The sequence below is a fragment of the Streptomyces sp. NBC_01410 genome, from assembly GCF_045040195.1.
Lineage (GTDB): Bacteria > Actinomycetota > Actinomycetes > Streptomycetales > Streptomycetaceae > Streptomyces.
In genome coordinates, this window is record NZ_CP109530.1 from 1786799 (window position 1) to 1813416 (window position 26618).

At 70.9% G+C, this 26618-nt stretch carries 25 protein-coding genes and 1 pseudogene; 13 read left to right on the plus strand and 13 right to left on the minus strand.

Annotated elements, in window-relative coordinates:
* Nucleotides 1-83 precede the first annotated feature (83 nt).
* Nucleotides 84-1286 carry an amino acid deaminase/aldolase gene (locus OG741_RS08250; RefSeq protein ID WP_405596167.1) on the plus strand — a complete coding sequence of 401 codons (1203 nt, stop codon included), beginning with the start codon at nucleotides 84-86 and terminating at the stop codon, nucleotides 1284-1286.
* Between the two features lie 191 nt (nucleotides 1287-1477).
* On the opposite strand, the gene OG741_RS08255 is transcribed toward OG741_RS08250, so the two are convergent.
* Genes OG741_RS08255 through OG741_RS08270 form a run of 4 tightly spaced genes read right to left on the minus strand, consistent with a single transcriptional unit; the run spans nucleotide 1478 to nucleotide 5987 of the window.
* Nucleotides 1478-2416 (minus strand): DUF2510 domain-containing protein, encoded by a 939-nt coding sequence (locus OG741_RS08255; protein ID WP_405596168.1) that lies wholly within the window; start codon nucleotides 2414-2416, stop codon nucleotides 1478-1480.
* Between the two features lie 41 nt (nucleotides 2417-2457).
* Nucleotides 2458-3243 (minus strand): 3-oxoacyl-ACP reductase, encoded by a 786-nt coding sequence (locus OG741_RS08260; RefSeq protein WP_405596169.1) that lies wholly within the window; start codon nucleotides 3241-3243, stop codon nucleotides 2458-2460.
* A gap of 6 nt (nucleotides 3244-3249) precedes the next feature.
* Entirely contained in the window at nucleotides 3250-4614 is a 1365-nt protein-coding gene (locus OG741_RS08265; protein ID WP_405596170.1) for an aldehyde dehydrogenase family protein, read from the minus strand.
* A gap of 8 nt (nucleotides 4615-4622) precedes the next feature.
* Nucleotides 4623-5987, minus strand: coding sequence for a glutamine synthetase family protein (locus tag OG741_RS08270; RefSeq protein WP_405596171.1), 1365 nt, complete (start codon nucleotides 5985-5987; stop codon nucleotides 4623-4625).
* A gap of 78 nt (nucleotides 5988-6065) precedes the next feature.
* Between OG741_RS08270 and OG741_RS08275 the strand changes: the two genes are divergently transcribed.
* From OG741_RS08275 to OG741_RS08285, 3 genes are all read left to right on the plus strand, one after another.
* A complete protein-coding gene (locus OG741_RS08275) occupies nucleotides 6066-6794 on the plus strand; it encodes a FadR/GntR family transcriptional regulator (RefSeq protein ID WP_405596172.1) in 729 nt (242 codons plus the stop codon).
* A gap of 117 nt (nucleotides 6795-6911) precedes the next feature.
* Nucleotides 6912-8357 carry an ethanolamine permease gene (gene eat / locus OG741_RS08280; protein WP_405596173.1) on the plus strand — a complete coding sequence of 482 codons (1446 nt, stop codon included), beginning with the start codon at nucleotides 6912-6914 and terminating at the stop codon, nucleotides 8355-8357.
* A 33-nt stretch (nucleotides 8358-8390) separates the two neighbouring features.
* On the plus strand, nucleotides 8391-9068 hold the full coding sequence (locus OG741_RS08285; RefSeq protein ID WP_405596174.1) for a gamma-glutamyl-gamma-aminobutyrate hydrolase family protein: 678 nt from the start codon (nucleotides 8391-8393) through the stop codon (nucleotides 9066-9068).
* A 360-nt stretch (nucleotides 9069-9428) separates the two neighbouring features.
* On the opposite strand, the gene OG741_RS08290 is transcribed toward OG741_RS08285, so the two are convergent.
* The gene (locus OG741_RS08290; protein ID WP_405596175.1) at nucleotides 9429-10355 is read right to left on the minus strand and encodes a LysR family transcriptional regulator; all 927 of its coding nucleotides are present in this window, start codon (nucleotides 10353-10355) and stop codon (nucleotides 9429-9431) included.
* 70 nt (nucleotides 10356-10425) lie between these two features.
* Here OG741_RS08290 and OG741_RS08295 point away from each other — a divergent pair, with 70 nt between their 5' ends.
* The gene (locus OG741_RS08295; RefSeq protein ID WP_405596176.1) at nucleotides 10426-11556 is read left to right on the plus strand and encodes a TDT family transporter; all 1131 of its coding nucleotides are present in this window, start codon (nucleotides 10426-10428) and stop codon (nucleotides 11554-11556) included.
* Here the strand turns inward: OG741_RS08295 and OG741_RS08300 are convergent, their stop codons facing one another.
* The 3 genes from OG741_RS08300 to OG741_RS08310 all read right to left on the minus strand — a co-directional run bounded on the left by OG741_RS08300 (nucleotide 11557) and on the right by OG741_RS08310 (nucleotide 13279).
* Nucleotides 11557-11838 carry a hypothetical protein gene (locus tag OG741_RS08300; protein ID WP_266478340.1) on the minus strand — a complete coding sequence of 94 codons (282 nt, stop codon included), beginning with the start codon at nucleotides 11836-11838 and terminating at the stop codon, nucleotides 11557-11559.
* 130 nt (nucleotides 11839-11968) lie between these two features.
* Nucleotides 11969-12691, minus strand: a complete 723-nt coding sequence (locus OG741_RS08305; protein ID WP_405596177.1) for a helical backbone metal receptor — start codon at nucleotides 12689-12691, stop codon at nucleotides 11969-11971.
* Nucleotides 12692-12700: 9 nt separating this feature from the next.
* Nucleotides 12701-13279 (minus strand): helix-turn-helix domain-containing protein, encoded by a 579-nt coding sequence (locus OG741_RS08310; RefSeq protein ID WP_405596178.1) that lies wholly within the window; start codon nucleotides 13277-13279, stop codon nucleotides 12701-12703.
* 334 nt (nucleotides 13280-13613) lie between these two features.
* Here OG741_RS08310 and OG741_RS08315 point away from each other — a divergent pair, with 334 nt between their 5' ends.
* Together OG741_RS08315 and OG741_RS08320 are read left to right on the plus strand one after the other, a co-directional pair.
* Complete coding sequence (locus OG741_RS08315) at nucleotides 13614-14519, plus strand: 5'-3' exonuclease H3TH domain-containing protein (RefSeq protein ID WP_405605452.1); 906 nt, start codon at nucleotides 13614-13616, stop codon at nucleotides 14517-14519.
* A gap of 49 nt (nucleotides 14520-14568) precedes the next feature.
* Entirely contained in the window at nucleotides 14569-15411 is an 843-nt protein-coding gene (locus OG741_RS08320) for a siderophore-interacting protein (protein ID WP_405596179.1), read from the plus strand.
* Between the two features lie 30 nt (nucleotides 15412-15441).
* Here the strand turns inward: OG741_RS08320 and OG741_RS08325 are convergent, their stop codons facing one another.
* A complete protein-coding gene (locus tag OG741_RS08325) occupies nucleotides 15442-16191 on the minus strand; it encodes a MerR family transcriptional regulator (protein ID WP_405596180.1) in 750 nt (249 codons plus the stop codon).
* Between the two features lie 108 nt (nucleotides 16192-16299).
* On the opposite strand from OG741_RS08325, the gene OG741_RS08330 reads away from it, so the two are divergent.
* Together OG741_RS08330 and OG741_RS08335 are read left to right on the plus strand one after the other, a co-directional pair.
* Entirely contained in the window at nucleotides 16300-17256 is a 957-nt protein-coding gene (locus OG741_RS08330) for a hypothetical protein (RefSeq protein WP_405596181.1), read from the plus strand.
* Entirely contained in the window at nucleotides 17253-17714 is a 462-nt protein-coding gene (locus OG741_RS08335) for an ABA4-like family protein (protein WP_328679870.1), read from the plus strand. Before OG741_RS08330 ends, OG741_RS08335 begins: the two co-directional genes overlap by 4 nt.
* Before the next feature lie 22 nt (nucleotides 17715-17736).
* On the opposite strand, the pseudogene OG741_RS08340 reads toward OG741_RS08335, so the two are convergent.
* Nucleotides 17737-17988: pseudogene (locus OG741_RS08340) on the minus strand (ABC transporter permease); the annotation flags it as partial.
* Nucleotides 17989-18137: 149 nt separating this feature from the next.
* On the opposite strand from OG741_RS08340, the gene OG741_RS08345 reads away from it, so the two are divergent.
* The 3 genes from OG741_RS08345 to OG741_RS08355 all read left to right on the plus strand — a co-directional run bounded on the left by OG741_RS08345 (nucleotide 18138) and on the right by OG741_RS08355 (nucleotide 20903).
* The gene (locus tag OG741_RS08345; RefSeq protein WP_266478321.1) at nucleotides 18138-18722 is read left to right on the plus strand and encodes a sigma-70 family RNA polymerase sigma factor; all 585 of its coding nucleotides are present in this window, start codon (nucleotides 18138-18140) and stop codon (nucleotides 18720-18722) included.
* Nucleotides 18719-19468, plus strand: a complete 750-nt coding sequence (locus tag OG741_RS08350) for an anti-sigma factor domain-containing protein (RefSeq protein WP_405596182.1) — start codon at nucleotides 18719-18721, stop codon at nucleotides 19466-19468. Before OG741_RS08345 ends, OG741_RS08350 begins: the two co-directional genes overlap by 4 nt.
* Nucleotides 19469-19532: 64 nt before the next feature.
* Nucleotides 19533-20903 carry a cryptochrome/photolyase family protein gene (locus tag OG741_RS08355; protein ID WP_405596183.1) on the plus strand — a complete coding sequence of 457 codons (1371 nt, stop codon included), beginning with the start codon at nucleotides 19533-19535 and terminating at the stop codon, nucleotides 20901-20903.
* 9 nt (nucleotides 20904-20912) lie between these two features.
* Here OG741_RS08355 and OG741_RS08360 read toward each other — a convergent pair whose 3' ends face one another.
* Nucleotides 20913-22142: a class I SAM-dependent methyltransferase gene (locus tag OG741_RS08360; RefSeq protein WP_405596184.1), complete on the minus strand. Its 1230-nt coding sequence runs from the start codon at nucleotides 22140-22142 to the stop codon at nucleotides 20913-20915.
* A 218-nt stretch (nucleotides 22143-22360) separates the two neighbouring features.
* Nucleotides 22361-23020: a TetR/AcrR family transcriptional regulator gene (locus tag OG741_RS08365; protein ID WP_405596185.1), complete on the minus strand. Its 660-nt coding sequence runs from the start codon at nucleotides 23018-23020 to the stop codon at nucleotides 22361-22363.
* A 197-nt stretch (nucleotides 23021-23217) separates the two neighbouring features.
* Between OG741_RS08365 and OG741_RS08370 the strand changes: the two genes are divergently transcribed.
* On the plus strand, nucleotides 23218-23616 hold the full coding sequence (locus tag OG741_RS08370; protein ID WP_405596186.1) for a nuclear transport factor 2 family protein: 399 nt from the start codon (nucleotides 23218-23220) through the stop codon (nucleotides 23614-23616).
* A 93-nt stretch (nucleotides 23617-23709) separates the two neighbouring features.
* Here the strand turns inward: OG741_RS08370 and OG741_RS08375 are convergent, their stop codons facing one another.
* On the minus strand, nucleotides 23710-26538 hold the full coding sequence (locus OG741_RS08375) for a DEAD/DEAH box helicase (protein ID WP_405605454.1): 2829 nt from the start codon (nucleotides 26536-26538) through the stop codon (nucleotides 23710-23712).
* Between the last annotated feature and the right edge of the window lie 80 nt (nucleotides 26539-26618).

Sequence of the window (26618 nt, forward strand, 5' to 3'; positions counted from 1 at the left end):
GCGGCAACGAGACCGGGGGTCCGGGCGGATCTGCCCAGAACATCCCCCTACCCTGCGGTAATCCGGTCTGGCAAGCTCGGGCCATGACGCCCCTCGCCGCTGACCGGGCCCGCTACGACAGGGCCACCGCCCATCTCGACGCGCCGCTCGCGGTCGTCGATCTCGACGCCTTCGACGCGAACGCCGACGACCTGGTGCGCAGAGCGTGCGGCAAGCCGATTCGGGTGGCGAGCAAGTCCGTACGCTGCCGGGCACTGCTGGAGCGGGTCCTGGCGCGGGACGGATTCGCGGGGATCATGTCGTTCACGCTGGACGAGTCGCTGTGGCTGGCGCGGGCCGGGTTCGACGACGTACTGCTGGCCTATCCGTCCGCGGACCGGTCCGGTTTCGCCGAGCTCGCGGCTGATCCGAAGCTCGCTGCCGCCGTGACCGTGATGGTCGACGACGCGGCTCAGCTGGAGCTGATCGACCGCTCGCGCGCCGGCGGCAAGGAGGAGATCCGGATCTGTCTGGAACTCGACACCGCGCTGCGACTGCTGGGCGGCCGGGTACGGATCGGGGCACGCCGTTCGCCGCTGCGTGAGCCCGCCCAGCTGGCGGAGCTGGCCCGTTCGATCGCGCGCCGCCCGGGCTTCCGGCTGGTGGGGCTGATGGCGTACGAGGGGCATGTCGCCGGTGTCGGCGACTCGCTCGCCGGCCGTCCGCTGCGCTCGCGGGCGATCAGGCTGATGCAGGCGGCCGCCCGCAGGGAACTGGCGGAGCGGCGGGCGGCCGTGGTGCGTGCGGTGCGGGCGGTGACGCCGGACCTGGAGTTCGTGAACGGCGGCGGCACCGGCAGCGTCCAGCACACGGCGGCCGAGGACGCGGTGACAGAGATCGCCGCGGGCTCCGGGCTGTATGTCCCGAGGCTGTTCGACAACTACACGTCGTTCACGGGTCGTCCGGCCGCCCTGTTCGCGCAGCCCGTGGTGCGCAAGCCGGGCGTGGGCGTGGTGACCGTGCTTGGCGGCGGCTATCCCGCCTCGGGTGCCGCGGGCGCGGACCGGCTGCCCGTGCCGTATCTCCCGGAAGGGCTGCGTTACGACCCGCAGGAGGGCCCGGGCGAGGTGCAGACCCCGCTGCTCGGATCACCCGCAGACGATCTGCTGATCGGTGACAAGGTGTGGTTCCGGCACGCCAAGGCCGGGGAGCTGTGCGAGCGCTTCGACACGCTGCACCTGATCGAGGGCGACAGCGTGTCGGGTACGGCGCCCACTTATCGGGGCGAAGGCCAGACCTTCCTCTAAGAAGGCGAGCAGTCCTAGGCCGTGTCTGACAAATAGCGCCGTCCGCCCGCAGGGCGGGGTGCGCGGCGTCCGGTGCGTGCAATCGCAAGGCGGAGGATCATCCTCGTACTGGACGTACTTGGATGACTCTGACAACGCAGCGAGTGGGCGTGCCGGGCGTCGCGCGCCAGGCGAGATTTGTCAGACACGGCCTAGCCCGGGCCGATGCTGCTGCCCACCCCGCCGCTCGTCGCGTCGCCGATCGGCCGGATGCTCGCGGCGATCTTGTCCATGTCCGCGAGCTTCGGCGCCTCGGGGCTCGCGTCGAAGGCGAAGCGGACGATCACCATCGACTCGCTTCCCACCGACGAGGGGAGGACCAGCGACTGCACGTACCCGCCCGGGCCCGCTCCGGTGACGACCCGCCACCGGACCAGATGGCCGGCGCGCCCGGCCACCGCGACGGACTGGGACTTGAGCACGGTGTGGGACCTGATGCCGCCGTAGATGCGGGTGCCGACGGCGTCTTCCTCGTACGCCTTGTCCGCCGCCGTCGTGATGTCCTGCTCGGCCAGCGCCGCGGGCGATTTCCCGTCCGTACGCGACGCGGTGATGGAGGACACCCGGCCTCGTCGGCAGAGCGGCGAACCGCCGGCCGGGCAGTCGTAGGTCTCGTCCGTGACCATCGTCGCGCCCTCGTCGAGCGAGCTGTCCGATTTCTCCCAGCCCTCGGGGATCGGGATGGTGATGCCGTTGAGCTGGTCGGTCAGTGACCCGGAGTCGTCCGTCGCGGGCGGGGTCGCGGACTGGCTGTTCTTCGGGTCCGCCGTGGTCGTGGCCGGTTCCGATACGTTCGGCGCGGCGCCGGGGTCCGCGTCGTCCCCCTTCCCGAGCAGCACCGCACCAGCGGCGACAGCTCCCACGAGGACGACACCCGCGGCGACGAGCGCCAACAGCCGCCCCCTGCCGCCGCCTCCGGACGTCGCCTGCGCCATCGGCACGGTCGGCGGCCCGAACCCGGCCGGAACCGGCGGCGGGACCTGCGCCTGGACCGGGCGGGTGTGCGCGGTCCAGGCGGTCCCGTCCCACCAGCGTTCGGTGCCGGGCGTGTTCGGATCCGGAAACCAGCCTGCCGGGGTCGTCATGCTCATCCGGCCACACTAGGGGGCGGGATGAGCCCCTTCCACGGGGGTTACACGGGAGTGACGTACGCGCCCGCGATGCCGCCGTCGACGAGGAAGTCCGTCGCGTTGATGAAGGAGGAGTCGTCGCTGGCGAGGAAGGCCACGGCGGCCGCGATCTCGTCCGCCTCCGCGAAGCGTCCGGCCGGGATGTGCACCAGGCGGCGCGCGGCGCGCTCCGGGTCCTTGGCGAACAGCTCCTGCAGGAGCGGGGTGTTGACCGGCCCCGGGCACAGCGCGTTGACGCGGATCCCGTCGCGCGCGAACTGCACGCCGAGCTCGCGCGACATGGCGAGCACGCCGCCCTTGGATGCGGTGTACGAGATCTGCGAGGTCGCCGCGCCCATCCGGGCCACGAAAGAGGCGGTGTTGATGATGGAGCCGCTGCGCTGGCGGCGCATGTAAGGGATGGCGGCCTTGCAGCACAGGTAGACGGAGGTGAGGTTGACCTCCTGGACGCGCTTCCAGGCCTCCAGGCTCGTGGTGAGGATGGAGTCGTCGTCGGGGGGCGAGATGCCCGCGTTGTTGAAGGCGATGTCGACGCTGCCGTAGGTGTCGTACGCCGTCTTGAACAGCGCCTCGACCTGCTCGGGGTCGGTGACGTCGACGCGTACGAACGTACCGCCGACCTCGTCGGCCGCGGCCTTGCCCGCACTCTCGTCGATGTCGGCGCACACGACGTTCGCGCCCTCGGAGGCGAGGCGGCGCGCGGTGGCCAGCCCGATGCCGCTGCCGGCGCCGGTGACGACTGCGGTACGGCCCACGAGGCGGCGGCAGATGGGGGTCTCAACGGTCATGATGCTTCAGGCCTCCGTGCTGATGAAGACGTTCTTGGTTTCGGTGAAAGCGGTGAGGGCGTCGGGGCCCAGTTCACGGCCGAGGCCGGACTGCTTGTAGCCGCCGAACGGCGTCCAGTAGCGGACGCTGGAGTGGGAGTTGACCGACAGGTTGCCGGCCGCGACGGCACGCGAGACGCGGATCGCGCGGCCGATGTCGCGGGTCCAGATCGATCCCGACAGGCCGTACTCGGTGGAGTTGGCGAGCCGGATCGCATCGGCTTCGTCCTCGAAGGGGAGGACGACGGCGACCGGGCCGAAGACCTCCTCGCAGGCCGCGGGGGCGTCCGGCGCGAGGCCGGTGAGGACGGTCGGCGGGAACCAGAAGCCGGGGCCATCGGGGGCGGTGCCGCGGATCCCCTGCAGCTCGTCGGTGACGTACGAACGCACCCGGTCCAGCTGGACCCGGGAGATCAGCGGGCCCATCTGCGTCTTCTCGTCGGCCGGATCGCCGACGACGACGGACTCGATCGCGGGCGCGAGGAGCTCCAGGAAGCGGTCGTACACCGAACGCTGTACCAGGATGCGGGTGCGCGCGCAGCAGTCCTGACCGCTGTTGTCGAGGAAGGACATGGGGGTCGCGGCGACCGCGGCCTCGATGTCGGAGTCGGCGAAGACGAGGTTGGGGCTCTTGCCGCCGAGTTCGAGCGTCACGCGCTTCACGCGCTCGGCGCACCTGGCCATGATGCTCTTGCCGACCCGGGTCGAGCCGGTGAACACGATCTTCGCGACGCCGGGGTGCTCGACGAGCGCGCTGCCCGCCACGTCGCCCGCGCCGGGCAGTACCTGGAACAGATCCTGCGGAAGGCCTGCCTCCAGGGCGAGTTCGGCCAGCCGCAGTGCGGTGAGCGGGGTCGTCTCTGCGGGCTTGAGCAGGACGGCGTTGCCTGCCGCCAGCGCGGGGGCCGTGCCCCACGCGGCGATCGGCATGGGGAAGTTCCAGGGCGCGATCACACCGATGACGCCGAGCGGTTCGAGGATCGTGATGTCGAGGCCGCCCGCGACGGGGATCTGGCGGCCGCTGAGACGCTCCACTCCCCCGGCCGCGAAGTCGAGGAGATCGCGCACGTTGCCCGCTTCCCAGCGGGCGTTGCCGATGGTGTGTCCGGCCTCCCGGACCTCCAACCGGGCCAGTTCTTCGAGGTGTTCGTCGACGACGACGGCGAAGCGGCGCAGCAGCCTGGCCCGGTCGGCGGGTGCGGCCGCCGCCCAGCCCTGCTGTGCCTTCGCGGCCCGGGCGACGGCGGCATCGACCTCGGCGGCCGTCGTGGCGGGGACGCTCGCGACGACTTCTTCGGTCGCCGGGTTCAGTACCTGGAGCTCGTACGACAAGTGGTTCCTCACAGACGTTCGAAGGAGCGGCGCAGCTCCCAGTCGGTCACCGCGGCGTCGAAGGCCTGGAGTTCGACCCGCGCCATGTTGCGGTAGTGCGCGACGACTTCGTCGCCGAACGCGACCTTGGCGATGGGGCTGTTCTCCCACAGTTCGGCGGCTTCGTGCAGCGTGGTGGGGACCTGTTCGTACCCGGCGGTGTAGGCGTTTCCGGTGCACTCGTCCGGGAGTTCCAGCTGCTGCTCGATGCCGTACAGACCGGCGGCGACGAGTCCGGCGACGGCCAGGTGCGGGTTGACGTCGCCGCCCGGCAGCCGGTTCTCGAAGCGCATCGAGCGGCCGTGGCCGACGACGCGCAGCGCGCAGGTGCGGTTGTCGTAGCCCCAGGCGACGGCGGTGGGCGCGAAGGAGCCGGGCTGGAAGCGCTTGTAGGAGTTGATGTTGGGCGCGTACAGCAGCGAGAAGTCACGCAGCGCGGCCAGCTGTCCTGCCAGGAAGTGCCGCATGACCTGCGACATTCCGCCAGGTCCCTCGCCCGCCATCACATTGCGGCCGTCGGCGTCCTGGAGCGAGAGGTGGATATGACAGGAGTTGCCCTCGCGCTCGTTGTACTTGGCCATGAAGGTGAGCGAGACGCCCTCCTGGGCGGCGATCTCCTTCGAGCCGGTCTTGTAGACGGCGTGCTGGTCGCAGGTGACCAGGGCCTCGTCGTACTTGAACGCGATCTCGTGCTGGCCGGGGTTGCACTCGCCCTTGGCGGACTCGACGGTGAGGCCGGCCGCGGCCATCTCGTTGCGGATCCGGCGCAGCAGCGGCTCAATACGGCCGGTGCCGAGGACGGAGTAGTCGATGTTGTACTGGTTGGCCGGGGTGAGATCGCGGTAGTTGCGGTCCCAGGCCTGCTCGTAGGTGTCCTTGAAGACGATGAACTCCAGCTCCGTGCCCACATGGGCGGTGAAGCCGTGTTCGGCGAGGCGCTCCAGCTGGCGGCGCAGGACCTGGCGGGGTGCAGCGACGACGGGCGAGCCGTCGTTCCAGGCGAGATCTGCGACGAGCAGAGCGGTGCCCTCGTTCCAGGGGACGCGTCGCAGTGTGGTGAGGTCGGGGTGCATGGCGAAGTCGCCGTAGCCGCGGTCCCACGAGGACATCTCGTAGCCGTCGACGGTGTTCATCTCGGTGTCGACGGCGAGGAGGTAGTTGCAGCCCTCGGTGCCGTGTTCCAGGACCTCGTCCAGGAAGAAGGGTGCGGCGAACCGCTTGCCCTGGAGCCGCCCTTGCATGTCGGGGAAGGCCAGGACGACTGTGTCGATCTCACCGCTCGCTACGAGGACACGAAGCTCCTCGACCCCGAGCGGGGGTTTGCGGTCTGCCACGGGATTACGCCTCCTTGGGTCAGCCGGAAGCCATAAGGTATTACCCAAGACCATTGCCTGGGAAGAGGAAACGGCGACGTGGTGAAGAAGAACGATGCGGGCGACCGGCTGACACCCGTACTGCGCACCGTACGCGCGGGCAACGGCTTCGAAGAGGCGCTGGAACAGATTCTTCAGCTGCTGCGCCTCGGTCTGGTCCCGGGCGGCGGGCGGCTGCCCGCGGAACGTGAGCTCGCCGAGCGGATGGGGATCAGCCGGGTCACGCTGCGCGAGGTGCTGAAGGTCCTGACCGACCAGGGGCTCGTGGAGAGCAGGCGCGGCCGGTACGGCGGCACCTTCGTGCTGCACCGCCCGGGCGCCCATGGCGAGGACGAGCTGCGCAGGCGCGTCGCCGCGGTGGACGTCGAGGACACCCTGCGCTTCCGCGAGGTCCTGGAGGTGGGGGCCGCCGGACTGTGCGCCGCGTACGGCCTGACCGACGAGGGCGCGGAGCGGCTGCGTACGGCGCTGTCCGCGACCCACGACGCGCCGCTCACCGAGTACCGGCGCCAGGACACCCTGCTGCATCTGACCCTCGCCGAGCTCTCCGGCTCCCCCACCCTGACCGCGCAGTACGCCGCCGTTAGGGCGACGCTGAACGATCTGCTGGACTGCATTCCGCTGCTCGTGCGCAATCTGGAGCACTCCCAGCATCAGCACACCGCGCTGGTCGAGGCGGTTCTGGACGGGGACGCGGACGCGGCGCGCGAGGTGATGCGGGAGCACTGCGAGGGCACCGCGGCGCTGCTGCGCGGCTTCCTGTCCTGACACCCGCCGTCGGCCGATCCGTAACCACAGATTTACGCACGGGGCTTGCGCATTCCTGACGGCCCCCGCAATGGTGTCCGCACAAACCTTTGAACCTCTGCCTGCCAGGAGCGACTCATGGCCCAGGGCACCACCTCGCGCGAATCCTCCCCAGCCGACGACGCCTATCTGAAGGCCCGCACGCTGCGCCGCGGCAGCGCCGGCTGGCTGCTGCTCACCGGCCTCGGCGTCGCGTACGTCGTCTCCGGGGACTTCTCCGGCTGGAACATCGGCCTTGCCAAGGGCGGCTTCGGCGGGCTCGCGATCGCGACCCTCCTGATGGGCGTGATGTACGCCTGTCTCGTCTTCGCACTCGCCGAGCTGTCGGCGATCCTCCCCACCGCGGGCGGCGGCTACGGCTTCGCCCGGCGGGCGCTCGGCACCTGGGGCGGGTTCCTGACCGGCACCGCGATCCTCATCGAGTACATCCTCGCCCCCGCCGCGATCTCCATCTTCATCGGCGACTACGTCGAATCGCTCGGCCTGTTCGGCCTGGAGTCCGGCTGGCCCGTCTATCTCGCCTGCTTCGCGATCTTCATCGGAATCCATCTGTGGGGCGTCGGCGAGGCGCTGCGCTTCAGCCTCATCGTGACGGCGATCGCGGTCGCGGCACTGCTGATTTTCGCGGTCGGCGCCTTCACGGACTTCAGTACGAGCAATCTCGACGACATCCCCGTCGACAAGGACGCCCTTGGCTCGGGTTCCTGGCTGCCGTTCGGCCTGCTGGGCATCTGGGCGGCGTTCCCCTTCGGCATGTGGTTCTTCCTGGGCGTCGAGGGCGTACCGCTGGCGGCGGAGGAGGCAAAGGACCCGGTGCGCTCGATGCCGCGGGCACTCGCCATCTCGATGGCGATCCTGGTGCTGCTGGCCGTGGTGACCTTCTTCGCGTCGACCGGCGCGCGGGGCTCGGCGGCGATCCAGGAAGCCGGAAACCCGCTCGTGGTCGCCCTCCAGGGCAACGGGGACCCGACCCCGCTCAGCCGCTTCGTCAACTACGCGGGCCTGGCCGGCCTGGTCGCGTCCTTCTTCTCGCTCATCTACGCGGGCTCGCGCCAGCTCTTCGCGCTCTCCCGCGCCGGCTATCTCCCCCGCTTCCTCTCCCTCACCAGCCGCCGCAAGTCGCCGTACCTCGGGCTGCTGATCCCCGGGGCGATCGGCTTCGCGCTGGCGGCGGGCACCGGGAACGGCGCGCGGATGCTCAACATCGCGGTCTTCGGCGCGACGATCTCGTACGCGCTGATGGCTCTCTCGCACATCGTCCTGCGCCGCCGCGAGCCGGACCTCGAGCGCCCGTACCGCACGCCGGGAGGTGTGCTGACCTCATCCGTGGCCTTCGTACTGGCGCTCTCCGCGCTGGTGGCGACCTTCCTGGTGGACAAGGACGCGGCGTTCATCGCGCTCGGCGTCTACGCCGTCGCCCTCGCCTACTTCGCGATCTACAGTCGGCATCATCTGGTCGCTCGCGCGCCGGAGGAGGAGTTCGCTGCGCTGGCGGCGGCGGAGGCCGAACTCGAACGCAACTGAACAGGACCGGAACGGAACGAAACGGGAGTCGCTGTGTCCAAGCCGCTCATCGGTGTCACCACCTACCTGGAAACTGCCGCGTGGGGCGTGTGGAAGATGCCCGCGGCTGTACTGCCCGCCGGATATCCCCGCCTCGTCCAGGCCGCGGGCGGCCTCGCCGCACTGCTCCCGCCGGACGACCCGGCCTCGGCCGAGTCGGTTGTGGCCCGGCTGGACGGCCTGGTCGTCGCGGGCGGCGCGGACGTCGAGCCCGTACGGTACGGAGCCGAGCCCGACCCGCGCACGGGCCCACCGGCGCGGGACCGGGACGCCTGGGAACTCGCCCTGATCCGGGCGGCGTTGGCGGCCGGAACCCCCCTGCTCGGGATCTGCCGCGGCCTGCAACTGCTGAACGTGGCGCTCGGCGGGACGCTGGTCCAGCACCTGGACGGGCACGTCGGGGGTGTCGGCGTCTTCGGCCGCCACACGGTCAAGCCGGTACCGGGAACGCGGTACGCCTCGATCGTGCCGGAGGCGACGTCCGTCCCGACCTACCACCACCAGTCGGTGGACCGCCTCGCCACCGCGCTCACCGCGAGCGCCCACGCGGAGGACGGCACGGTGGAGGCGGCGGAGCTGGAGGGGTCGGCGTGGGTGCTGGGGGTGCAGTGGCATCCGGAGGCGGGGGAGGACGTGCGGGTGATGTCGGCGCTGGTGGGGGCGGCGGGGTGAGGTTCCCGCGCGCCTTCCGGGGCGGCGGGCGGTTTGTTCCCCCACCCCGCCCCTTCCCGTAACTGGGGGCGGGCCCCCAGCCCCCCACCCCAGGGGGAGAGGGAACGTGAGGGCTGACGCCCCCACACCCCCGAAACGCTGCTTCGCGGCGCGGGGGACCGACAAGCGTCGCCCCGCAAGGGGGCCGTGGAGCGGGTGGAGTCGGGACGTAGAGCGTGATTTGTGGCGCGGGGACGCCCGCACACCGCGGCAGACCAGAGACGCGCCGTAAATCATGCAGTCCCGGCTGCACCCCGGAGCGGACCCCAAACGGTCACCGACACCGCACCGGGCAACCCCAAGGCCCGCACCCCAGACCGCTCACCCCGACCTCGTCAGCGCGAGCAAATCCCTCGCCGGGCCCGTCGGGCGGTGCGAGGTCGGCCAGACCGCGCGCAGGGCCCGGCGCAGGTCGACCCCCTCCAGCGGGATGCGCGTCAGGCGGCGCGACGCCAGTTCCTCCGTGACGGCCAGTTCGCTCATCACCGCCGGCCCCGCCCCGCTCACCGCCGCCGCCTTGACCGCCGTCGTCGAGGCGAGTTCAAGCAGCGGCTCCGCCAACCCCCCGCACTCGCTCAGCGCCCGGTCGAGGACCTGCCGCGTCCCCGACCCCCGCTCCCGCAGGATCAGCGGGGCAGCCGCCAGTTCGGGGGCCGAGAGCGGCGTACGGCGCCTAGCCCACGCATGGCTCGGCGCCGCCACCACCACGAGCCGGTCGTGGCCGATCACCGCCCCGTCCAGGCCTTCCGGCACGGACAGGCCCTCAACGAACCCCAGGTCCGCTTCGCCCGCGAGCAGCCGCTGTGCGACCGCCGCGGAGTTTCCGGCCGACAGCGAGACGGCCGTACCGGGCCGTGCCGCACGGAGCGCGATCAGCCAGCCCGGCAGCAGATACTCCGCAATCGTCATCGAGGCAGCCACCCGCAGCCGCGAGTCCCGTCGCCCCCGCAGCGCCTGCGCACCCGCGTCGAACGCCTCGGCCGCCTCCACGACCCGCCGCGCCCAGTCGGTGACGAGCGCCCCCGCATCCGTGAGCCGGGAGCCGCGCGGCGACCGGTCGACGAGTGCCACTCCCAGTTGGCGCTCCATCGAGCGGATCCGGCTGCTCGCGGCGGGCTGGGTGATCCCGAGTTCACGCGCCGCGCGCCCGAGGCTGCCGTGCCGGGCGACGGCGAGCAGCAGCTCCAGCGCGCCCAGATCCGGCACCCTGTGTGCGAGCGGAATCCGCTCTTCATCGCCATCGCTCATAAACCCAGCTTATGGGGCCATAGGACAGCGGTCCGTGGTGGGGAGCCCCGCCCGGCGTGACAGTGGGGAAATGGTCACAGCCGTGCAGCCCCGCACTCACACCACCGCCTCAGCTCTCACCACCGTCCGGCTGCCGTCGCTCCGCCATTTCGGCCCCCAGTGGTACGCGACAGTCATGGGCACGGCCATCGTGGCGACCGCCGGCGCCGGCCTCCCGGTCGATGTGCCGGGCCTGCGGACAGCCTGCACCGCGGTGTGGGCGCTGTCCGCCGCGATGCTCGCCGTCGTTCTGACCGCTCGCGCCGCCCACTGGGTCCACCACCGCGACCAGGCCCGCGCCCATCTCGTCGACCCGGCGATCGCGCCGTTCTACGGCTGTCTGGCGATGGCACTGCTGGCCGTCGGCACCGGCACCCTGACCGTGGGCCAGGACGCGATCGGCCGGCGAGCCGCGGTGGTTACGGCGGCGACGCTGTTCGGCGCCGGCACGCTCATCGGCCTCGCCGCCGCAGTCGTCGTCCCGTACCTGATGGTCGTACGTCGGCGCATCGGGCCCGCCACCGCCTCCCCAGTCTGGCTGCTTCCGGTCGTCCCGCCGATGGTCTCCGCGTCACTGGGCCCTCTGCTGGTGCCGCATCTGCCCGCCGGACAGTGGCGCGAGGCGCTGCTGCTCGCCAGCTACGCCATGTTCGGGATCAGCCTTCTCGCGACGCTCATCATCCTGCCGGTGATCTTCTCCCGGCTGATCCGCCACGGCGCCCTGCCCCTCGCACTCACCCCCTCCCTCTTGCTGGTGCTCGGCCCGCTGGGCCAGTCCACAACCGCGGTCAACAAGCTCGCGGACGCGGCCCCGGGCGCGATCGACGCCCCGTACGCACAGGGCTTCGGCGCGTTCGCCGTGATCTACGGCGTACCGGTGCTGGGCTTCGCCCTGCTCTGGCTGGTACTCGCCGCCGCGTTGGTGGCGCGGGCCGCCCGGAGGGGCATGCCGTTCACGATGAGCTGGTGGGCCTTCACCTTCCCGGTCGGCACGTGCGTGACCGGCGCGGAGGGCCTCGCCCACCACACCGGCCTGGTGGCCCTCGAATGGCTGGCCGTCGGCCTGTACGTACTCCTGGTCACCGCCTGGGCGGTGACCGGCTTCCGTACGCTGCGCGGCCTGTTCGGCGGAACGCTGCTCGCGGCGTCCCGGCAGAGGTGACTACGGGATCAGAGAGTTGTGCAGCTCGACCACGGACGTGTCGAAAGGCGGCGCTCCGAGCTCCTGTGCGACAGGCATCAGCGTCCCTTCCACGAACTGCCGGAACGCGGCTTCCGACTCCCATACGTCGACGACCTGCCAGCCGCCGTTCTCCCCGGGCGCCGCAAGGTGGGCGATGAGCCCCGCGGGCGGCTTCGTACGGTCCGGGATCGCCCCGTCGAAGGTCGCCTGGTACAACTCCTCGTTCCAGCCCGCGCCGTAGTTCTGCACCAGAACTGCCATCTCAGCTCCTCGATTCACGTCCGACATCAGCTTGCCTGCCACGCTATGTCCACACCTCGGTCACAGCGAGTGGTGGCGAGCGCCCCTGCGCCGTCCGACGGAATCCCGAAGGAATGGAGGTACCGGGCAGCTACAGCCGGCCGAGTCCTCGTCGCAGCGCCGCGCCGAGAACCGCCGGCGCCTCGGCCAGTGACGGCCCGTACCAGGTGAGATGCCGGCCGCTGACCAGCGCGGCCGGCAGCGAAGGAAAGGCTTCGGGCCCGTCGTCCGCCGTGAAGCGGTACGGCTCGTCCGGCAGGACCGCCAACTGGGCGCCACAGTCCCGCAGTTCCTCCAGGGGGATACGGGGATAGCGCTCGGCGTGCCCCGCGTACACATTGCCGACGCCGAGCCGGGCCAGCAGATCACCGGCGAAGGTGTCGCGCCCGAGCACCATCCACGGCCGCCGCCAGATGGGCACGACCGCCCGCACCTCCCCCGGCGGCGCGAGCCCGGCCCACGCCGCCTGCGCCCCGTCCAGCCAGCGGGGCCGCGTCAGGCCGCACCCGGCCACCAGGACCCGCTCCAGCTCGCGGAAGGCCTGGTCGAGGTCGCGTATCTCCGTTTCGAGCACCTGGATGCCCGCCGCCCTGAGCGCGGCCAGGTCGGGCGCCCGGTTCTCCTCCTCGTTCGCGATCACCAGATCGGGCCGCAGCCCGGTCACGGCCGCCACGTCCGGGTTCTTGGTGCCCCCGATCCGTACGACGTCGAGCCCGGCGGGATGGCTGCACCAGTCCGTGGCCCCGACCAGCAGCCCGGGCGCGCTGACGGCCACGGCCTCGGTCAGCGAGGGCACCAGGGAGACGACGCGCATGGCGGCTTCCTACGGCTCCGGCGTCTCGATGTGGTCGGAGACCGTGACGACGATGATCCGGGTGTCGGGCGCGGTCGCGCGCCAGCGGTGCCGTACTCCTCCGGAGAGGAAGAGGGTGTCGCCGCGTGCCAGGCGGTAGGCGCGTCCTTCCGCCTCGACCTCCGCCGCGCCGTCGGCGACGTACATCAGCTCGTCGTTACGGTGCTCGAACTCGCGCCCCGCGTCCTGCTCCCCGGTGAATTCGAGGGCCTGCAGCTGGTGCTGCCCCCGCACGAGCCGACGGGTGCTCGCAGTGGGCGGCAGCTCACCGCCGTGCGGGGCGCGTACGACCTTGATGGTGCGGGCGGCGTCGGAGGCGGCGAGCAGCCGTGCGGTCGTGGTTTCCAGGGCGTCGGCGACCCGCTGGAGCGAGCGGGTGCTGGGGCGGGCCCGCTCGTTCTCGATCTGGCTGAGGAAGGGCACGGAAAGGCCGCTGCGCTCCGCCACCGCGGCGAGCGTGAGGTCCAGGGCGCGGCGGCGTCTGCGGACAGCGGCGCCCACCCGAAGGGGTTCGGTCTCCTTCGGGTCCTTCGCGTCCTTCGCGTCCATCTGGCGGGCTCCCCTCCCCTTCCCTGGTCCTGTCTCACCTTACGCAGCTTCCGGCTCCGGTTTCCCGCGCAGGCCACCGCACCCTGGCGCAGCACGGGCCCGCGCCCGGCGGGGCAGCCCGAAGGGGTGGCCCCGCCACCGGCGAGGACCACCCCTTGTGCGTACTGCAGGCTACTGCGGAGCGATCTCGTCCGCGCCCGAACGCTCCACCACGGCTCGTGAAATCCTCGAGTCGGCAGCCGCGGCTCCTCCAGGGCCAAGGAGGTTCACGGGTCGGCAAGGACGGTGACTGTCAGTGCCGTGCGGCATCATCAGGCTTGTGACGCGACGCCTGATGCTCCTCGACACCGCTTCCCTGTACTTCCGCGCCTACTTCGGCGTCCCCGACTCGGTCCGGGCCCCCGACGGCACCCCGGTCAACGCCGTGCGCGGACTGCTGGATTTCATCGCACGGCTGGTCCAGGACCACCGCCCCGACGACCTGGTGGCCTGCTGGGACAACGACTGGCGCCCGCAGTGGCGGGTGGAGCTGATCCCTTCGTACAAGGCACATCGCGTCGCCGTCGAGACGGCGACAGGACCCGACACGGAGGAGATCCCCGACACCCTCTCCCCCCAGGTCCCGGTGATCGAGGCTGTCCTCGACGCACTGGGCATCGCCCGTGTCGGAGCCGACGGCTATGAGGCGGACGACATCATCGGCACCCTCACCGGGCGGGCCACCGGACCCGTCGACATCGTCACCGGCGACCGGGACCTCTTCCAGCTGGTGGACGACGCGCGCGGCCGGCGGGTGCTGTATCCGCTGAAGGGCGTCGGGACGCTCCAGGTCACGGACGAGGCGTGGCTGCGCGAGAAGTACGGCGTGGACGGGCCGGGCTATGTCGATCTGGCGCTGCTGCGGGGCGACCCGAGCGACGGGCTGCCGGGTGTGCCCGGGATCGGCGAGAAGACCGCGGCCAAACTGCTGGACACCTTCGGCGATCTGGCCGGGATCATGGCCGCCGTCGACGATCCGCGCGCCAAGCTGACGCCCTCGCAGCGCAAGCGGCTGGACGAGGCCAGGGACTATGTCGCGGTCGCCCCCAAGGTGGTGCGGGTCGCCTCGGACGTGCGGTTGCCCGACTTCGATCCGGCCCTGCCCGACGAGCCGCGCGATCCGGCGACCCTGGATGAGCTCGCGGCCCGATGGGGACTGGGCGGAGCGCTCCAGCGGCTGCTGTCCACACTTCAGGGCTGAGGTGTTAACTTAGGCAAGCCTAAGCACGCACGAGCCCAGGGAGACCGCCGTGGCAGAACGACCCGCCCGCAAGGGACCCAAGCCGTACGAGGCGCGGGTGGTGCGCACCGAGCGGATCACCCCGCACATGGTGCGTGTCGTCCTGGGCGGCGAGGGGCTGGCCGGTTTCGCCCTCGGCGCGTACACCGATCACTACATCAAGCTGCTGTTCGCCCCCGAGGGCGTGAGCTATCCCGAACCATTCGACATCGAGCGGATCCGTGAGGAGTTCCCGCGCGAGCAGTGGCCCGCCAACCGCACCTACACGGTACGGAGCTGGGACCCGGTCCTCGGCGAACTCGCGGTCGACTTCGTGGTGCACGGCGACGAGGGGCTGGCCGGTCCCTGGGCGGCGCGGGCGCAGGTGGGCGACATCATGCGGATCAGCGGTCCGGGCGGGGGTTACGCCCCGGCGCCGGAGGCGGACTGGCATCTGCTGGTGGGCGACGAGAGCGCCCTGCCCGCGATCGCCGCGGCCATTGAACGGATGCCGCCGGGCGCGGTCGTCCACGCCTTCGTCGAGGTCGCGGGCCCGGAGGAGGAGCAGAAGGTCGTCACGCCGGACGGCGTCGAGATCACCTGGCTGCACCGCGGGGACCTCCCGGCGGGCGAGTCGCTGATCGCGGCGGTGAAGACGCTGGACTTCCCCGAGGGCGCCGTCTGCGCGTTCGTCCACGGCGAGGCGGCGTTCGTGAAGGAGCTGCGCCGCCATCTGCGCCTGGACCGGCAGATCCCGCGCGAGCAGCTGTCGATCTCGGGCTACTGGCGGCTCGGCCAGAGCGACGAGGCGTGGCGCGCGGTCAAGCGCGAGTGGAACGAGCAGGTGGAGCGCGAGCAGGACAGCGCGGCCTGACACCCGCCGCCCCACGGACCCCCGGCTGCCTCAGCCGGGGGTCTTGTCGTCGGAGGAAGTCCCGCGGCCCCCACGGGACTTGAGGCCGCCTCGGGCCTTGCCGTCCGCCCTGGCCTTGCTGCGGGGCGCTGCGTCGTCCGTCCCCGCCTCTTCGTTCTCGTACACGCGTGCCGAGCCGTCGGCCTGGGCGAGCCTGCGCAGCGAGGCGATCAGGCTGTCCCCGAGCACGGTGCCGACGACCGCGCTCTCCACCAGGTCGTCCAGCCCCGCGAGCCGGGCCACATAGGCGAGGTCGGCCCGTGCGATCTGCTCGGCAGCGTCCGCGTAGGCGTCCAGGACCTCGGCGAAGGCACCGTGTCCGGCCCGGTTCAGCGCGGCCAGCGCCACGGCGAGCGCCTCGCCGGCGGGAGAGTCGTCGTCCGTCAGCCAGCCGCGCCGGGCGATCAGGTCCCGGACCTCTTTGCGGGCCGCATCCAGTGCGGCGTCGGGCTCGACGTCCGCATAGGTCGGGACGATCAGTTCCGTCGCCACGCCCAGCACCTTGTGGACCGATGTACCGGGCTTGTCCACGGCCGTGAGGACATCCGCGACGGCCGCTACTTTCAGCCCTCCTACATCGAGGAGCGCGCGGATCAGCCGAAGCCTGCGCTCGTGCGCTTCGTCGTAGCTCGCCTGATTCGGGCTGGTCAGCTGTCCTGCGGGGAGCAGACCTTCCCGTATGTAGTACTTGATCGTCGGTACCGGAACACCGGTTCTGCGACTCAACTCGCCAATGCGCACTGCCCGTTCATCCTTCCGCCCTTGCCAACGCCACACACCAGCATAGATAGTTTCACTACCGGATAGCAGATGGTGTCACTATCCATTCTACTCGGGAGGGAGTTCCGCATGCCTTCATGGCGTTCCTGGCACCGGCCGCTCATGATCTTCGCCGCGTCGATGGCCGCTCTGACAGTGGTGTCGGGCATCGGCATGATCGCCGACGACCGCGTTCTGGTCGGCTCACCGATCTGGTTCAAGCCCTTCAAGTTCTCGATCTCGCTGATGATGTACGCCGCGGCACTGGCCTGGATGCTCTCGATGGCCACCCGAGGCCGACGGGTGGGCTGGTGGGCGGGCGCGGTCGTCGCCCTGGCCGGGGCGATCGAGATGGTGATCATCGTCGGTCAGGTGATCCGCGGCAAACGCAGCCATTTCAACTACGCAACCGCCTTCGACACCCTGCTGTTCAACATCATGGGCGCCACCATCATCACTCTCTGGGTGAGTTCCATGGCGATCGCGTTCCTGCTCTTCCGCTCACCCCTCGCCGACCGCGCCGCCGCCTGGGCCATGCGGCTCGGCGCGGCCATCGCCCTGGTGGGCGCCGGACTGGGCAACCTGATGACGCGCCCCACCTCCGAGCAACGGGCGGAAGGGGAGTTCGCCAAGGTCCTCGGTTCCCACAACGTCGGCGTTCCGGAGGGCGGCCCCTCCCTGCCGATCACGGGCTGGTCGACGACCGGCGGTGATCTGCGCATCCCGCACTTCGTCGGGATGCACGCCCTCCAGCTCATCCCTCTCTTCCTGCTCGCCCTCATCGCTCTGGCGCCGCGCTTCGCCCGGCTGCGTGACGAGCGCGTACGCCTGCGGCTCGTGCTCGTGGCCTGCGGGGTGTACGCCGCCGTGGTCGCCCTGGTCACCTGGCAGGCGCTGCGCGGCCAGGCCCTGATCCACCCGGACGGCGCGACGCTCACCGCCGCGGCCGCGATCCTCGTCGCCGCTGCGGCCGGATCACTCCTCGCACTGCGGACAACTCCCCCGTCCCATACGGCAGACGACACCCACAAGGAGCTCGTGACATGACCGAATTTCTCTTCGACCTGTCCTTCTATCTGGCAAGCCCCATATGGCTGCTGATGATCTTCGCCCCCAACTGGCGCCCCACGGCGAGGATCGCCGCCTCGCCGCTGACGGTCATCCCGATCCTGGCGGTCTATCTGACCATGGCGATTCCCGTCTTCCCCGAACTGTGGGCGGCCGTGAGCAGCCCGTCCCTCGACGGATTCCGGGACCTGGCAGCCCTCGCGAACGGCGCAGGAGCCGTCTGGGCGCAGGTCATCGCCTGGGATCTGCTGCTGGGCCAGTGGATGTTCCTCCAGTCGCGCCGGCTGGGGATCCATCCGCTGGTGATGGGGCCGCTGCTGGTGCTGACGATCCTGCTCTCGCCGATCGGGCTGCTGATCTTCCTGGCGCTGCGCGCGGCGAAGGCCCGGTCCGCGACCGGAGTCGAGGACCGGGCCGTACAACCGTCGTCGTACTAGCCGGAAACCGGCCGGACTGCACCTAGACCGACTTCTGGTACGAGCGGAGAGCGCGCGTCGACAGCCACACCGCGACCACCGCGAGGCCGACGAGCGCTCCCCCGCGACCGAGCACAAGGCCCCAGTCCGGCTCGGCGGCCAGCGCCGAACGGCCTGCCACCATCGCCCAGTTGACCGGGTTGAAGTCCGCGATCCGGGCCATCCAGGACGGCATCCGGCTGGGGGCCATGAAGGCCGAGGAAAGGAAGGTCAGCGGCAGCAGCAGGAAGGTGTCGTGAATCACGACATATCGTGAATCGGCGAGGCTTCCGGAGACTCGCGTGCAACCATCTGCGCATCCCTACCAATCCACCGCCTCACGGGCTCCGAATGCCTGGTGAAATCCTGTCCGGACTACATGCCCGCACAGTGGAGGAAAGCCGCGTGAAAGAAGCCGTACACATCGGCGGCCCCGCCCCGGCGGGACCCGATCTGCAACAGCTGCTCGGACTGGTCGCCCGTGGGGACCAGGAGGCCTTCTCCCGCCTGTACGACGCTGTTTGTGGTCCGGTCCTGGGGCTGGTGCGCGCCGTGTTGCGCGATCCGGCCCAGTCCGAGGAGGTGACCCAGGAAGTGCTGATCGAGGTCTGGCGCAGCGCGGCGCGCTTCCAGCCGTCCCGCGGATCGGCGATGACCTGGATCCTGACGCTCGCGCACCGGCGGGCCGTGGACCGGGTCCGCTCGGCCCAGGCAGCGACCGACCGGGAGCGCAGGGCGGCGCTGCTGGAGCAGACGCCCGCCTACGACGAGGTCACCGAGCAGGTCGAGGCCCGTCTCGAGCGCGAACAGGTACGACGCTGCCTGCGCACCCTCACCGAGCTGCAACGGCAGTCGGTGACGCTCGCGTACTACCGCGGGCTGGCCTACCGCGAAGTGGCCGAACTGCTCGCCGTGCCACTCGGCACGGTCAAGACACGACTGCGCGACGGGCTCATCCGGCTGCGCGACTGCCTGGGGGTGAGCGCATGACCACCGCTGATCTGCACACGCTGACCGGCGCCTACGTGCTGCACGCGCTGGCGCCCGACGAGCGTGCCGAGTTCGAGCGGCATCTGCTGGTGTGTCCTGCCTGCGCCCAGGAAGTGCGTGAACTGGCCGCCACCGTCGGCAAGCTGGGCCTCGCGGTGGCCGTGACGCCGCCGCCCGCGCTGAAGCAGCACGTGCTGCGGCGGATCGCCGCGGAGCGCCAGGATCCGCCGCGGGTCGCACGACAGGGCCGCTCCGGCGGCGCCCACCGCAGCCGGAGGATGTCGCGCTTCGTCCTGGCCGCATGTGTGGCCGCAGCCGCAGCCTTCGGCGGTGTCTCGTTCTGGCAGCACCAGGAGGCCCAGGACGCCCGCCAGGAGGCGCAGCGCGCACAGCAGCGGGCCGAGGAACTGGCCTCTGTGCTCGCCGCGCCCGACGCCCGGGTGAGCAGCGCAAAGCTCACGGGCGGTGCGCGCGGCACGGTCGTGGTCTCGCAGAGCGAGAACAAGGCCGCCTTCCTGACCTCGGGGCTGCCCAGGCCGCCGCAGGGCAAGGTCTACCAACTCTGGTTCTCCGACGGGGGGAAGTTCCGCTCGGCCGGTCTGATGGACCCGGTCGTCACCACCAACGCCGTACTGATGGACGGTCCGCTGGACGCCGCGTCGGGCATGGGGATCACGGTCGAACCGGCCGGCGGCTCCGCGCAGCCGACGACCGATCCGCTGGCCCTGGTGCGGTTCACGACGTGATGACCGCCCGGGTCCGGCGCCTGTCCGCTGCCTGTCCGACGCCCCGTCCGAGGAAGGACGCCGCATGAGCGTTGCGGTCATGCTCTTCACCTCCGATCTGCGACTCCACGACCAGCCGGCGCTGAGTGCCGCACTGCGCGAGGCCGACGAGATCGTGCCGTTGTTCGTGCTGGACAGGGGCATACGGAAGGCGGGCTTCGACGCGCCCAACCGGCGGGCGTTTCTGGCGGACTGTCTGCACGCGCTGGACGCGGGGCTGCGCGAGCGCGGCGGCCGGCTCGTGGTCCGCACCGGCGATGTCACCGAGCAGGTCTGCCGGGTGATCACCGAGAGCGGCGCCCGCTCGGTGCATGTCGCGGGCGGCGTCAGCGCGTACGCGCTGCGCAGGGAGGAGCAGCTGAGGGAGGGGCTGAGCGCGCTCCGCTGCGCCCTGCACGTCCACGACGGGGTGGTGACCGCGCTGCCGCCGGGGCGGGTGACACCGGACGGCCGCGACCACTTCGCGGTGTTCACGCCGTACTTCCACAGGTGGCAGGACACCGCGCCGCGCGAGACACTGCCCGCGCCGCGCGCCGTGCCGGTTCCCGAACTCGCGGGCCATCCCATGCCCCGGCGCACCGCGGTCGGCGGGGTGTCGCCGGGACTGGCCCTGGGCGGGGAGACGGAGGCGAGACGGCGGCTGCGGACCTGGCTCGCCGACGAAAGCCACGGCATCGCGGCCTACGACAGGCGGCAGAACGATCCGCCGGGCGATGCCACCTCCCGGCTGTCCCCGCACCTCCACTTCGGCACGCTCTCGGCCACCGAAGTCGCCCAGCGGGCACGCGCCAAGGGCGGCCCGGGCGCGGACGCGTTCGTACGGCAGCTGGCCTGGCGGGACTTCAACCATCAGATACTCGCCGCCCGGCCCGACGCGTCCCACGCCGACTACCGCGGCCGCGACGACCACTGGCGGGGCGACGAGAAGGAGATCGCCGCCTGGAAGGAGGGCCGCACGGGCTGCCCGATCGTGGACGCCGCGATGCGCCAGCTGCTGCACGAGGGCTGGATGCACAACCGGGCGCGGCTGCTGACAGCGAGCTATCTCACCAAGACGCTGTACGTGGACTGGCGCGTCGGCGCCCGTCACTTCCTGGAGCTGCTGGTGGACGGGGACATCGCCAACAACCAGCTCAACTGGCAGTGGGCGGCGGGCACCGGGACCGACACCCGCCCCCATCGTGTCCTCAATCCGGCGGCGCAGGCCAAGCGCTGCGACCCGAACGGCGACTATGTCAGGCGCTGGGTGCCGGAACTCGCGGAGCTGGCCGGGCCCGCCGTCCACGAACCGTGGAAGCTGGACGTGCTCCAGCGGGAACGGCTGGACTACCCGGATCCGCTGGTGGACCACGCGGAGGGGCGGGCCCGGTTCGAGCGGGCCCGCGGCCTCGGCTGATCCTCCGCCCTAGTCCGGCAACTCCTCCTTTATGAGCAGCAGTTGCTGCACATCCAGCGTTCCGGACCGGAAGCCCGCCTCCCTGTGGGCGAGGTGGAACGTGCACATCCGGCAGAAGATCTCGTCGAAGCCGAGAGCGTCGGCATGCGCGGCGTTGTGCGTGAAGCGTTCGCGCCACAGCCGCAGCGTCTCGGCGTAGTGCGGGCCGAAGCTGTCCCGTCCGGCCAGGCTCAGTCCGGTGCGGCGGGTGACGAAGCGCTCGATCGCCTCGGCCGACGGCACCAGCCCGCCGGGAACGATGTACTTCTGGGTCCAGGTGCGGGTGCCGCGCGAGGCGAGCAGCCGGTCGTGCGGCATGGTGGTCGTCTGCAGGGCGACACGTCCGCCGGGCGCGAGCACGCGGTCGAGCGTCAGGAAGTACTGCGCCCAGCACTCCTCGCCGATCGCCTCGATCATCTCCACACTGACGATGGCGTCGAAACGGCCGAGCACCCTGCTGAAGTCACGCAGCAGGACACTCACACGGTTCTCGAAGCCCGCGTCACGGATGCGCCGCTGTGCCAGTTCCTGCTGCTCCGACGTCTGGGCGACGGTCAGCACGCGCGCCCCGCGTTGCGCCGCCCTGATCGCCAACTCACCCGATCCGGTACCGAGTTCGAGGAGCTGCGTGCCGCTGCCTACCTGGGCGAGGTCGAGCAGCCGGTCGGCCTTGCGGTGCTGCGCCGCCGCCAGGAGATGCTGCTCGGCCGGGAAGCCGCGGAAGAGCGCGGAGGAGTACGTCAGGGTCTCGTCGAGGAAGAGCGCGAGCAGCTCGCCGGAGAGGTTTGGGCGCGGGCGACCGTCGGACTGCTGGGCTCCGCGCGTCCGCCGGAGCGGCCTGGGACCGAGGGCGGCCTCGTGCTCGGCGAGCACGGTCAGCACACCGACAAGATCGCGGGCCTCCCACTCCCCCGCCATGTACGACTCACCCAAGCCGACGAGGCCACCGGCGCCGATCCTGCGGAAGAACGCGGCCGGATCGCGCACCTCCACCAGGGGCCCGCCCCGGCCGACCGCGCCGCCGCCGAAGCGCACCCGTATCGGCAGCGCGCCGAGCGCGTGCCGCACACGCCGTCCGGCCGCGGCCGTCCGCAGTCGGGAGGACGGGGGCAGGCTTGCCACATCGGGCCAACGGCGCGCGGCGACGGGCGCGGTCGGCCGGGCCTGGGACCAGGATGCCGGGGACAGGGACACGCTCAATTCACACCCTCCTGGGGAGCCGGACTCCACTGGACATGGCGACGGTGGCGCCGTCCTCAGTAGGCATTCGGCGCGGGGGCGGCCGCGGATTGGTACCACGGCGGGATCTTTCGGCGAAGGCAGCTCCGCCGCCTGCGCGGTACATGGCTCCGCGTCACCACGCGACGGAGGAGACGGGCCGCCGCTGTTCTTCCGGGCCCTGCCGATCATGGCCTGGCCTACGGCCTGCTGATGACGGGCTCCCCCGACCGCGACGCTCCCACTATCCGCAGCGCCGCGTCCGCCATCGCCGCCGCCAGGCCCGAGACCGCGCGGCCCGGTGTGCCCCTGTGGATCAGGATGACGCCCTCGATCAGGCCGAATACCAGGTCCGTGCGCAGCGCCCGCTCCAGGCGGGAGAGTTCCGAGCCCGCCGTCGTCGCCGACAGCAGCTGTCCGTACGCCGCCTTCAGCTCCGCCCGTACGCCGTGGAAGCGCTGGAAGCGTTCGCCCTGCACCTCCGGCAGCAGGTACAGCGCGCCCAGGTTGTGCGGGCCCCGGCACAGCAGTCCCACGTCGGAGCGGCACAGTTCCCACAGGCGGTCCTCCGCCGGGCGCCCGTCGTCTGCCAGCAGTGCGCGCGCGAGGGTCAGGGACGGCGTGACCGTCGACTCGAGGAGCTCCGCCAGCAGGTCTTCCTTGCCGGTGAAGTAGTGGTACATCGTCGCCTGCCGCATGCCCGCGCTCTCGGCGACCGCCCGCGTCGTCGTCGCCGCGTATCCCCGCGTCGTGAACAACTCCGCGGCGGCCAGAAGGAGTTCGTCCCGTGCGGACATCCCGCTGTCCGGCCGCTGCATCGCGCGCGGCCTGCCGACTCGTCGTCCCGTGGTGGTGCCCATGAAGCTGATCGTCGCACACGCCCGGAACGCCCCCCTCCGCAAGATCACGGTGAGCGTTCCGCAACGGTCCCCCAATCGCCCGGACCCGCAAAGACAGGCGTACAGAGACAGCTGACCGCCCCTGCGTGGACAGCCCTCCACGCCCGGCGGAACATGGAACAAAAGGGGAAGTTATCGGGACGGAAGGCGTGATTCGCATGGCTGAGCACCCGGACAGTGCCCTGGTACGCCGGGGTTACGCAGCGTTCGGAGCGGGTGACATGGAGACACTCGGCTCTCTGATGACGGCGGACGTCGTCCACCACGTGCCCGGGAACAACATCCTCTCCGGGCACCACAAGGGCCGGGACGCGGTTCTCATGCTGTACCGCCGCCTGGGCGAGGAGACCAACGGCTCCATGCAGGTCGAACTCGAAGCAGTGCTCGCCGACGGGCGCGGGCACGCCATGTCACTCCACCTGACCCGGGCCGACCGGGGCGACCGCGGCATCGAGATCCGCCAGGGGCTCTTCTTCACGATCGTCGGCGGCAAGATCACCGACATCGACGAGTGCACCGAGGACATCGACGAGGAGGACACCTTCTGGGCGGCCTGACCGGACGCCGACGACCCCCCGTTTCGTCGCCGGAGACGCGCGACGGCCCCGTTCGCCGCCCGAAAGCGGGAACGGGGCCGACGTCCGTCCTGCTCAGCCGACCGAGCTGTACGCCACGACGCCCCGCAGCAGCGCGTCGACCGCCTTGCGCGCGTTCTTCGCGACCGTGCTGCCCTCGCGCGGCGCCGCGGCCGCGATCTGCCCGAGCACGTCGATGACCTGCTTCGTCCACCGTACGAAGTCACCCGCGGGCATCTCCGCCTCGCGCAGCACCTCGTCCAGCGTCCGGTCCGAGGCCCACTGGTGCGCGGCCCAGGCGAAGCCGAGATCCGGCTCCCGCTGCCCGACACCCTCCGCCTGGTTGATCTTGAACTCTTCCTCCAGCGCGTCGAGCCGGCCCCAGATGTGGACCATCTCGCCGAGCGCGGCCTTCGCCTTCCCCGCCGGGACCTTGGGGGCGACCGCGTCGTCCGACTGACGCGCCTCGTACACCAACGCCGAGACGCACGCGGCCAGTTCGGCCGGGCTGAGACCCTCCCACACGCCGTCGCGCAGGCACTCGCTCGCCAGCAGATCCAGCTCCCCGTAGAGCCGGGCGAGCCGCTTGCCGTGCTCGGTGACCTCGTCGGCGCGCAGATAGTCCAGCTCGGTCAGCAGCGCCACGATCCGGTCGAAGGTACGGGCGATGGTGTTCGTACGGCCCTCGATCCGGCGCTCCAGCTGGCGGGTGTCACGCTGGAGCCGGTGGTAACGCTCGGCCCAGCGCGCATGGTCCTCGCGCTCGTCGCAGCCGTGACACGGATGCGCCCGCAACTCCGTGCGCAGCCGCGCGATCTCGCGGTCGTCGGCCGCGGCGGCCCGTTGCCTGCGGTGCCGCTCGGGCTCAATGTGTCCGGCCTTCGTCCGCAGCGCGGAGGCCAGGTCGCGGCGCGACTGCGGCGAGCGCGGGTTGAAGGACTTCGGGATCCGCATCCGCTCCAGCGGCTCCACCGGCACCGGGAAGTCCATCGACGCCAGCCGCTTGACCTGCCGTTCGGCGGTCAGCACCAGCGGACGGGGGCCGTCGTGGTGCTCGAATCCGCGGTGGCCGTTGCTCCGTCCCGCCGGGATCCCCGGGTCGAGGACGAGCGCGAGGCCCGCGAACTTGCCTGTGGGGACATGGATGACATCGCCCGGCTTCAGCTTTTCCAGCGACGTGGCAGCAGCCGCACGGCGCTGGGCGGCGCCCTGCTTGGCCAGATCCGTCTCGCGGTCCTTGAGGTCGCGGCGCAGCCGCGCGTACTCCTCGAAGTCCCCCAGGTGGCAGGTCATTCCCTCGCGGTAGCCCTCAAGTCCCTCTTCGTTCTTCTGCACCTGGCGGGAGATGCCGACGACGGACTTGTCCGCCTGGAACTGCGCGAACGACGTCTCGAGCAGCTCGCGCGAGCGGTGCCGCCCGAACTGCTGCACAAGATTGACGGCCATGTTGTACGAGGGCTTGAAGCTGGAGCGCAGGGGGTAGGTGCGCGTGCCAGCGAGTCCGGCGAGCCCGACGGGATCCATGCCGCGCTGCCACAGCACGACCGCATGGCCCTCGACGTCGATGCCGCGCCGCCCGGCCCGTCCGGTGAGCTGGGTGTACTCACCGGGGGTGATGTCGGCGTGCTGCTCGCCGTTCCACTTGACGAGCTTCTCCAACACCACGGAGCGTGCAGGCATGTTGATGCCCAGCGCCAGGGTCTCGGTGGCGAAGACGGCCTTCACCAGACCACGGACGAAGAGCTCCTCGACGACCTCCTTGAAGGTCGGGAGCATGCCCGCGTGGTGCGCGGCGATGCCCCGCTCAAGTCCTTCCAACCACTCGTAATAGCCAAGGACATGAAGGTCCTCGGACGGAATGGCGGAGGTCCGCTCCTCGACGATTTCGCGCACCCTCGCACGCGCCTCGTCATTGTTCAGCCGCAGTCCCGCGTACATGCACTGCTGTACGGCGGCCTCGCAGGCGGCGCGGCTGAAGATGAAGGTGATCGCGGGCAGCAGCCCTTCCGCGTCCAGCCGCTCGATGACCTCCGGCCGTCCCGGTGTCCAGATCCTGGTGCGCTGGCGCCGCTCGCGCTCCCGGTCCGCCTCGCGCACCATCTTTCCGCGGCGGCGGTCCTTGGGGTTGTACGTGCGCTGGTTCTCCATCCGTGCCAGACGGGCGAGTTCGGGATTGACCTCGCGCCGGCCGGGGCCGCGGCCTCCGTGGTCGGTCTCCTCCTCGAAGAGGTCGTACATCCGGCGGCCGGCCATGACGTGCTGCCACAGCGGCACGGGCCGCTCCTCGGAAACGATGACGTCGGTGTGGCCGCGGACGGTGTCGAGCCAGTCGCCGAACTCCTCGGCGTTGGACACAGTCGCCGACAGGGACACGAGAGTCACCGACTCGGGGAGGTGAATGATCACTTCCTCCCACACGGCCCCGCGGATGCGGTCGGAGAGGTAGTGCACCTCGTCCATGACCACGTAGCCGAGGCCGAGCAGCGACTGCGAGCCCGCGTACAGCATGTTGCGCAGCACCTCGGTGGTCATCACGACCACGGGGGCTTCGGAGTTGACGCTGTTGTCGCCGGTGAGCAGGCCGACCTTCTCCGGGCCGTAGCGCTTGGCCAGGTCGGTGTACTTCTGGTTGGAAAGGGCCTTGATGGGCGTGGTGTAGAAGCACTTGCGGCCCTGCTGAAGGGCCAGATGGACGGCGAATTCGCCGACGATGGTCTTGCCGGAACCGGTGGGCGCGGCAACGAGCACGCCCTTGCCCGCCTCCAGGCTCTGACAGGCTTCGATCTGGAAGGGGTCCAGCTCGAATTCGTACATCGCGCGGAAGGGGGCCAGCGCAGTGGCGTCCTCAGCAGCGCGGATGCGGGCGGCGGCGTAGCGCTCGGCGGGAGAGAGGTCCTCGGTCATCTTGCTCACGAGCCTACCCGCCACCACTGACAGTCAGGCGATCTTTAATTGACCGGGGCAAGCACCGGCGAGAGCACCCG

Coding starts and splice junctions, on each gene's coding strand:
- OG741_RS08250 (WP_405596167.1), top strand. CDS start 84: ATGACGCCCCTCGCCGCTGACCGGGCCCGCTACGACAGGGCCACCGCC.
- OG741_RS08255 (WP_405596168.1), bottom strand. CDS start 2,416: ATGAGCATGACGACCCCGGCAGGCTGGTTTCCGGATCCGAACACGCCC.
- OG741_RS08260 (WP_405596169.1), bottom strand. CDS start 3,243: ATGACCGTTGAGACCCCCATCTGCCGCCGCCTCGTGGGCCGTACCGCA.
- eat (WP_405596173.1), top strand. CDS start 6,912: ATGGCCCAGGGCACCACCTCGCGCGAATCCTCCCCAGCCGACGACGCC.
- OG741_RS08290 (WP_405596175.1), bottom strand. CDS start 10,355: ATGAGCGATGGCGATGAAGAGCGGATTCCGCTCGCACACAGGGTGCCG.
- OG741_RS08295 (WP_405596176.1), top strand. CDS start 10,426: ATGGTCACAGCCGTGCAGCCCCGCACTCACACCACCGCCTCAGCTCTC.
- OG741_RS08300 (WP_266478340.1), bottom strand. CDS start 11,838: ATGGCAGTTCTGGTGCAGAACTACGGCGCGGGCTGGAACGAGGAGTTG.
- OG741_RS08305 (WP_405596177.1), bottom strand. CDS start 12,691: ATGCGCGTCGTCTCCCTGGTGCCCTCGCTGACCGAGGCCGTGGCCGTC.
- OG741_RS08310 (WP_405596178.1), bottom strand. CDS start 13,279: ATGGACGCGAAGGACGCGAAGGACCCGAAGGAGACCGAACCCCTTCGG.
- OG741_RS08315 (WP_405605452.1), top strand. CDS start 13,614: ATGCTCCTCGACACCGCTTCCCTGTACTTCCGCGCCTACTTCGGCGTC.
- OG741_RS08330 (WP_405596181.1), top strand. CDS start 16,300: ATGCCTTCATGGCGTTCCTGGCACCGGCCGCTCATGATCTTCGCCGCG.
- OG741_RS08335 (WP_328679870.1), top strand. CDS start 17,253: ATGACCGAATTTCTCTTCGACCTGTCCTTCTATCTGGCAAGCCCCATA.
- OG741_RS08350 (WP_405596182.1), top strand. CDS start 18,719: ATGACCACCGCTGATCTGCACACGCTGACCGGCGCCTACGTGCTGCAC.
- OG741_RS08355 (WP_405596183.1), top strand. CDS start 19,533: ATGAGCGTTGCGGTCATGCTCTTCACCTCCGATCTGCGACTCCACGAC.
- OG741_RS08365 (WP_405596185.1), bottom strand. CDS start 23,020: ATGGGCACCACCACGGGACGACGAGTCGGCAGGCCGCGCGCGATGCAG.
- OG741_RS08370 (WP_405596186.1), top strand. CDS start 23,218: ATGGCTGAGCACCCGGACAGTGCCCTGGTACGCCGGGGTTACGCAGCG.
- OG741_RS08375 (WP_405605454.1), bottom strand. CDS start 26,538: ATGACCGAGGACCTCTCTCCCGCCGAGCGCTACGCCGCCGCCCGCATC.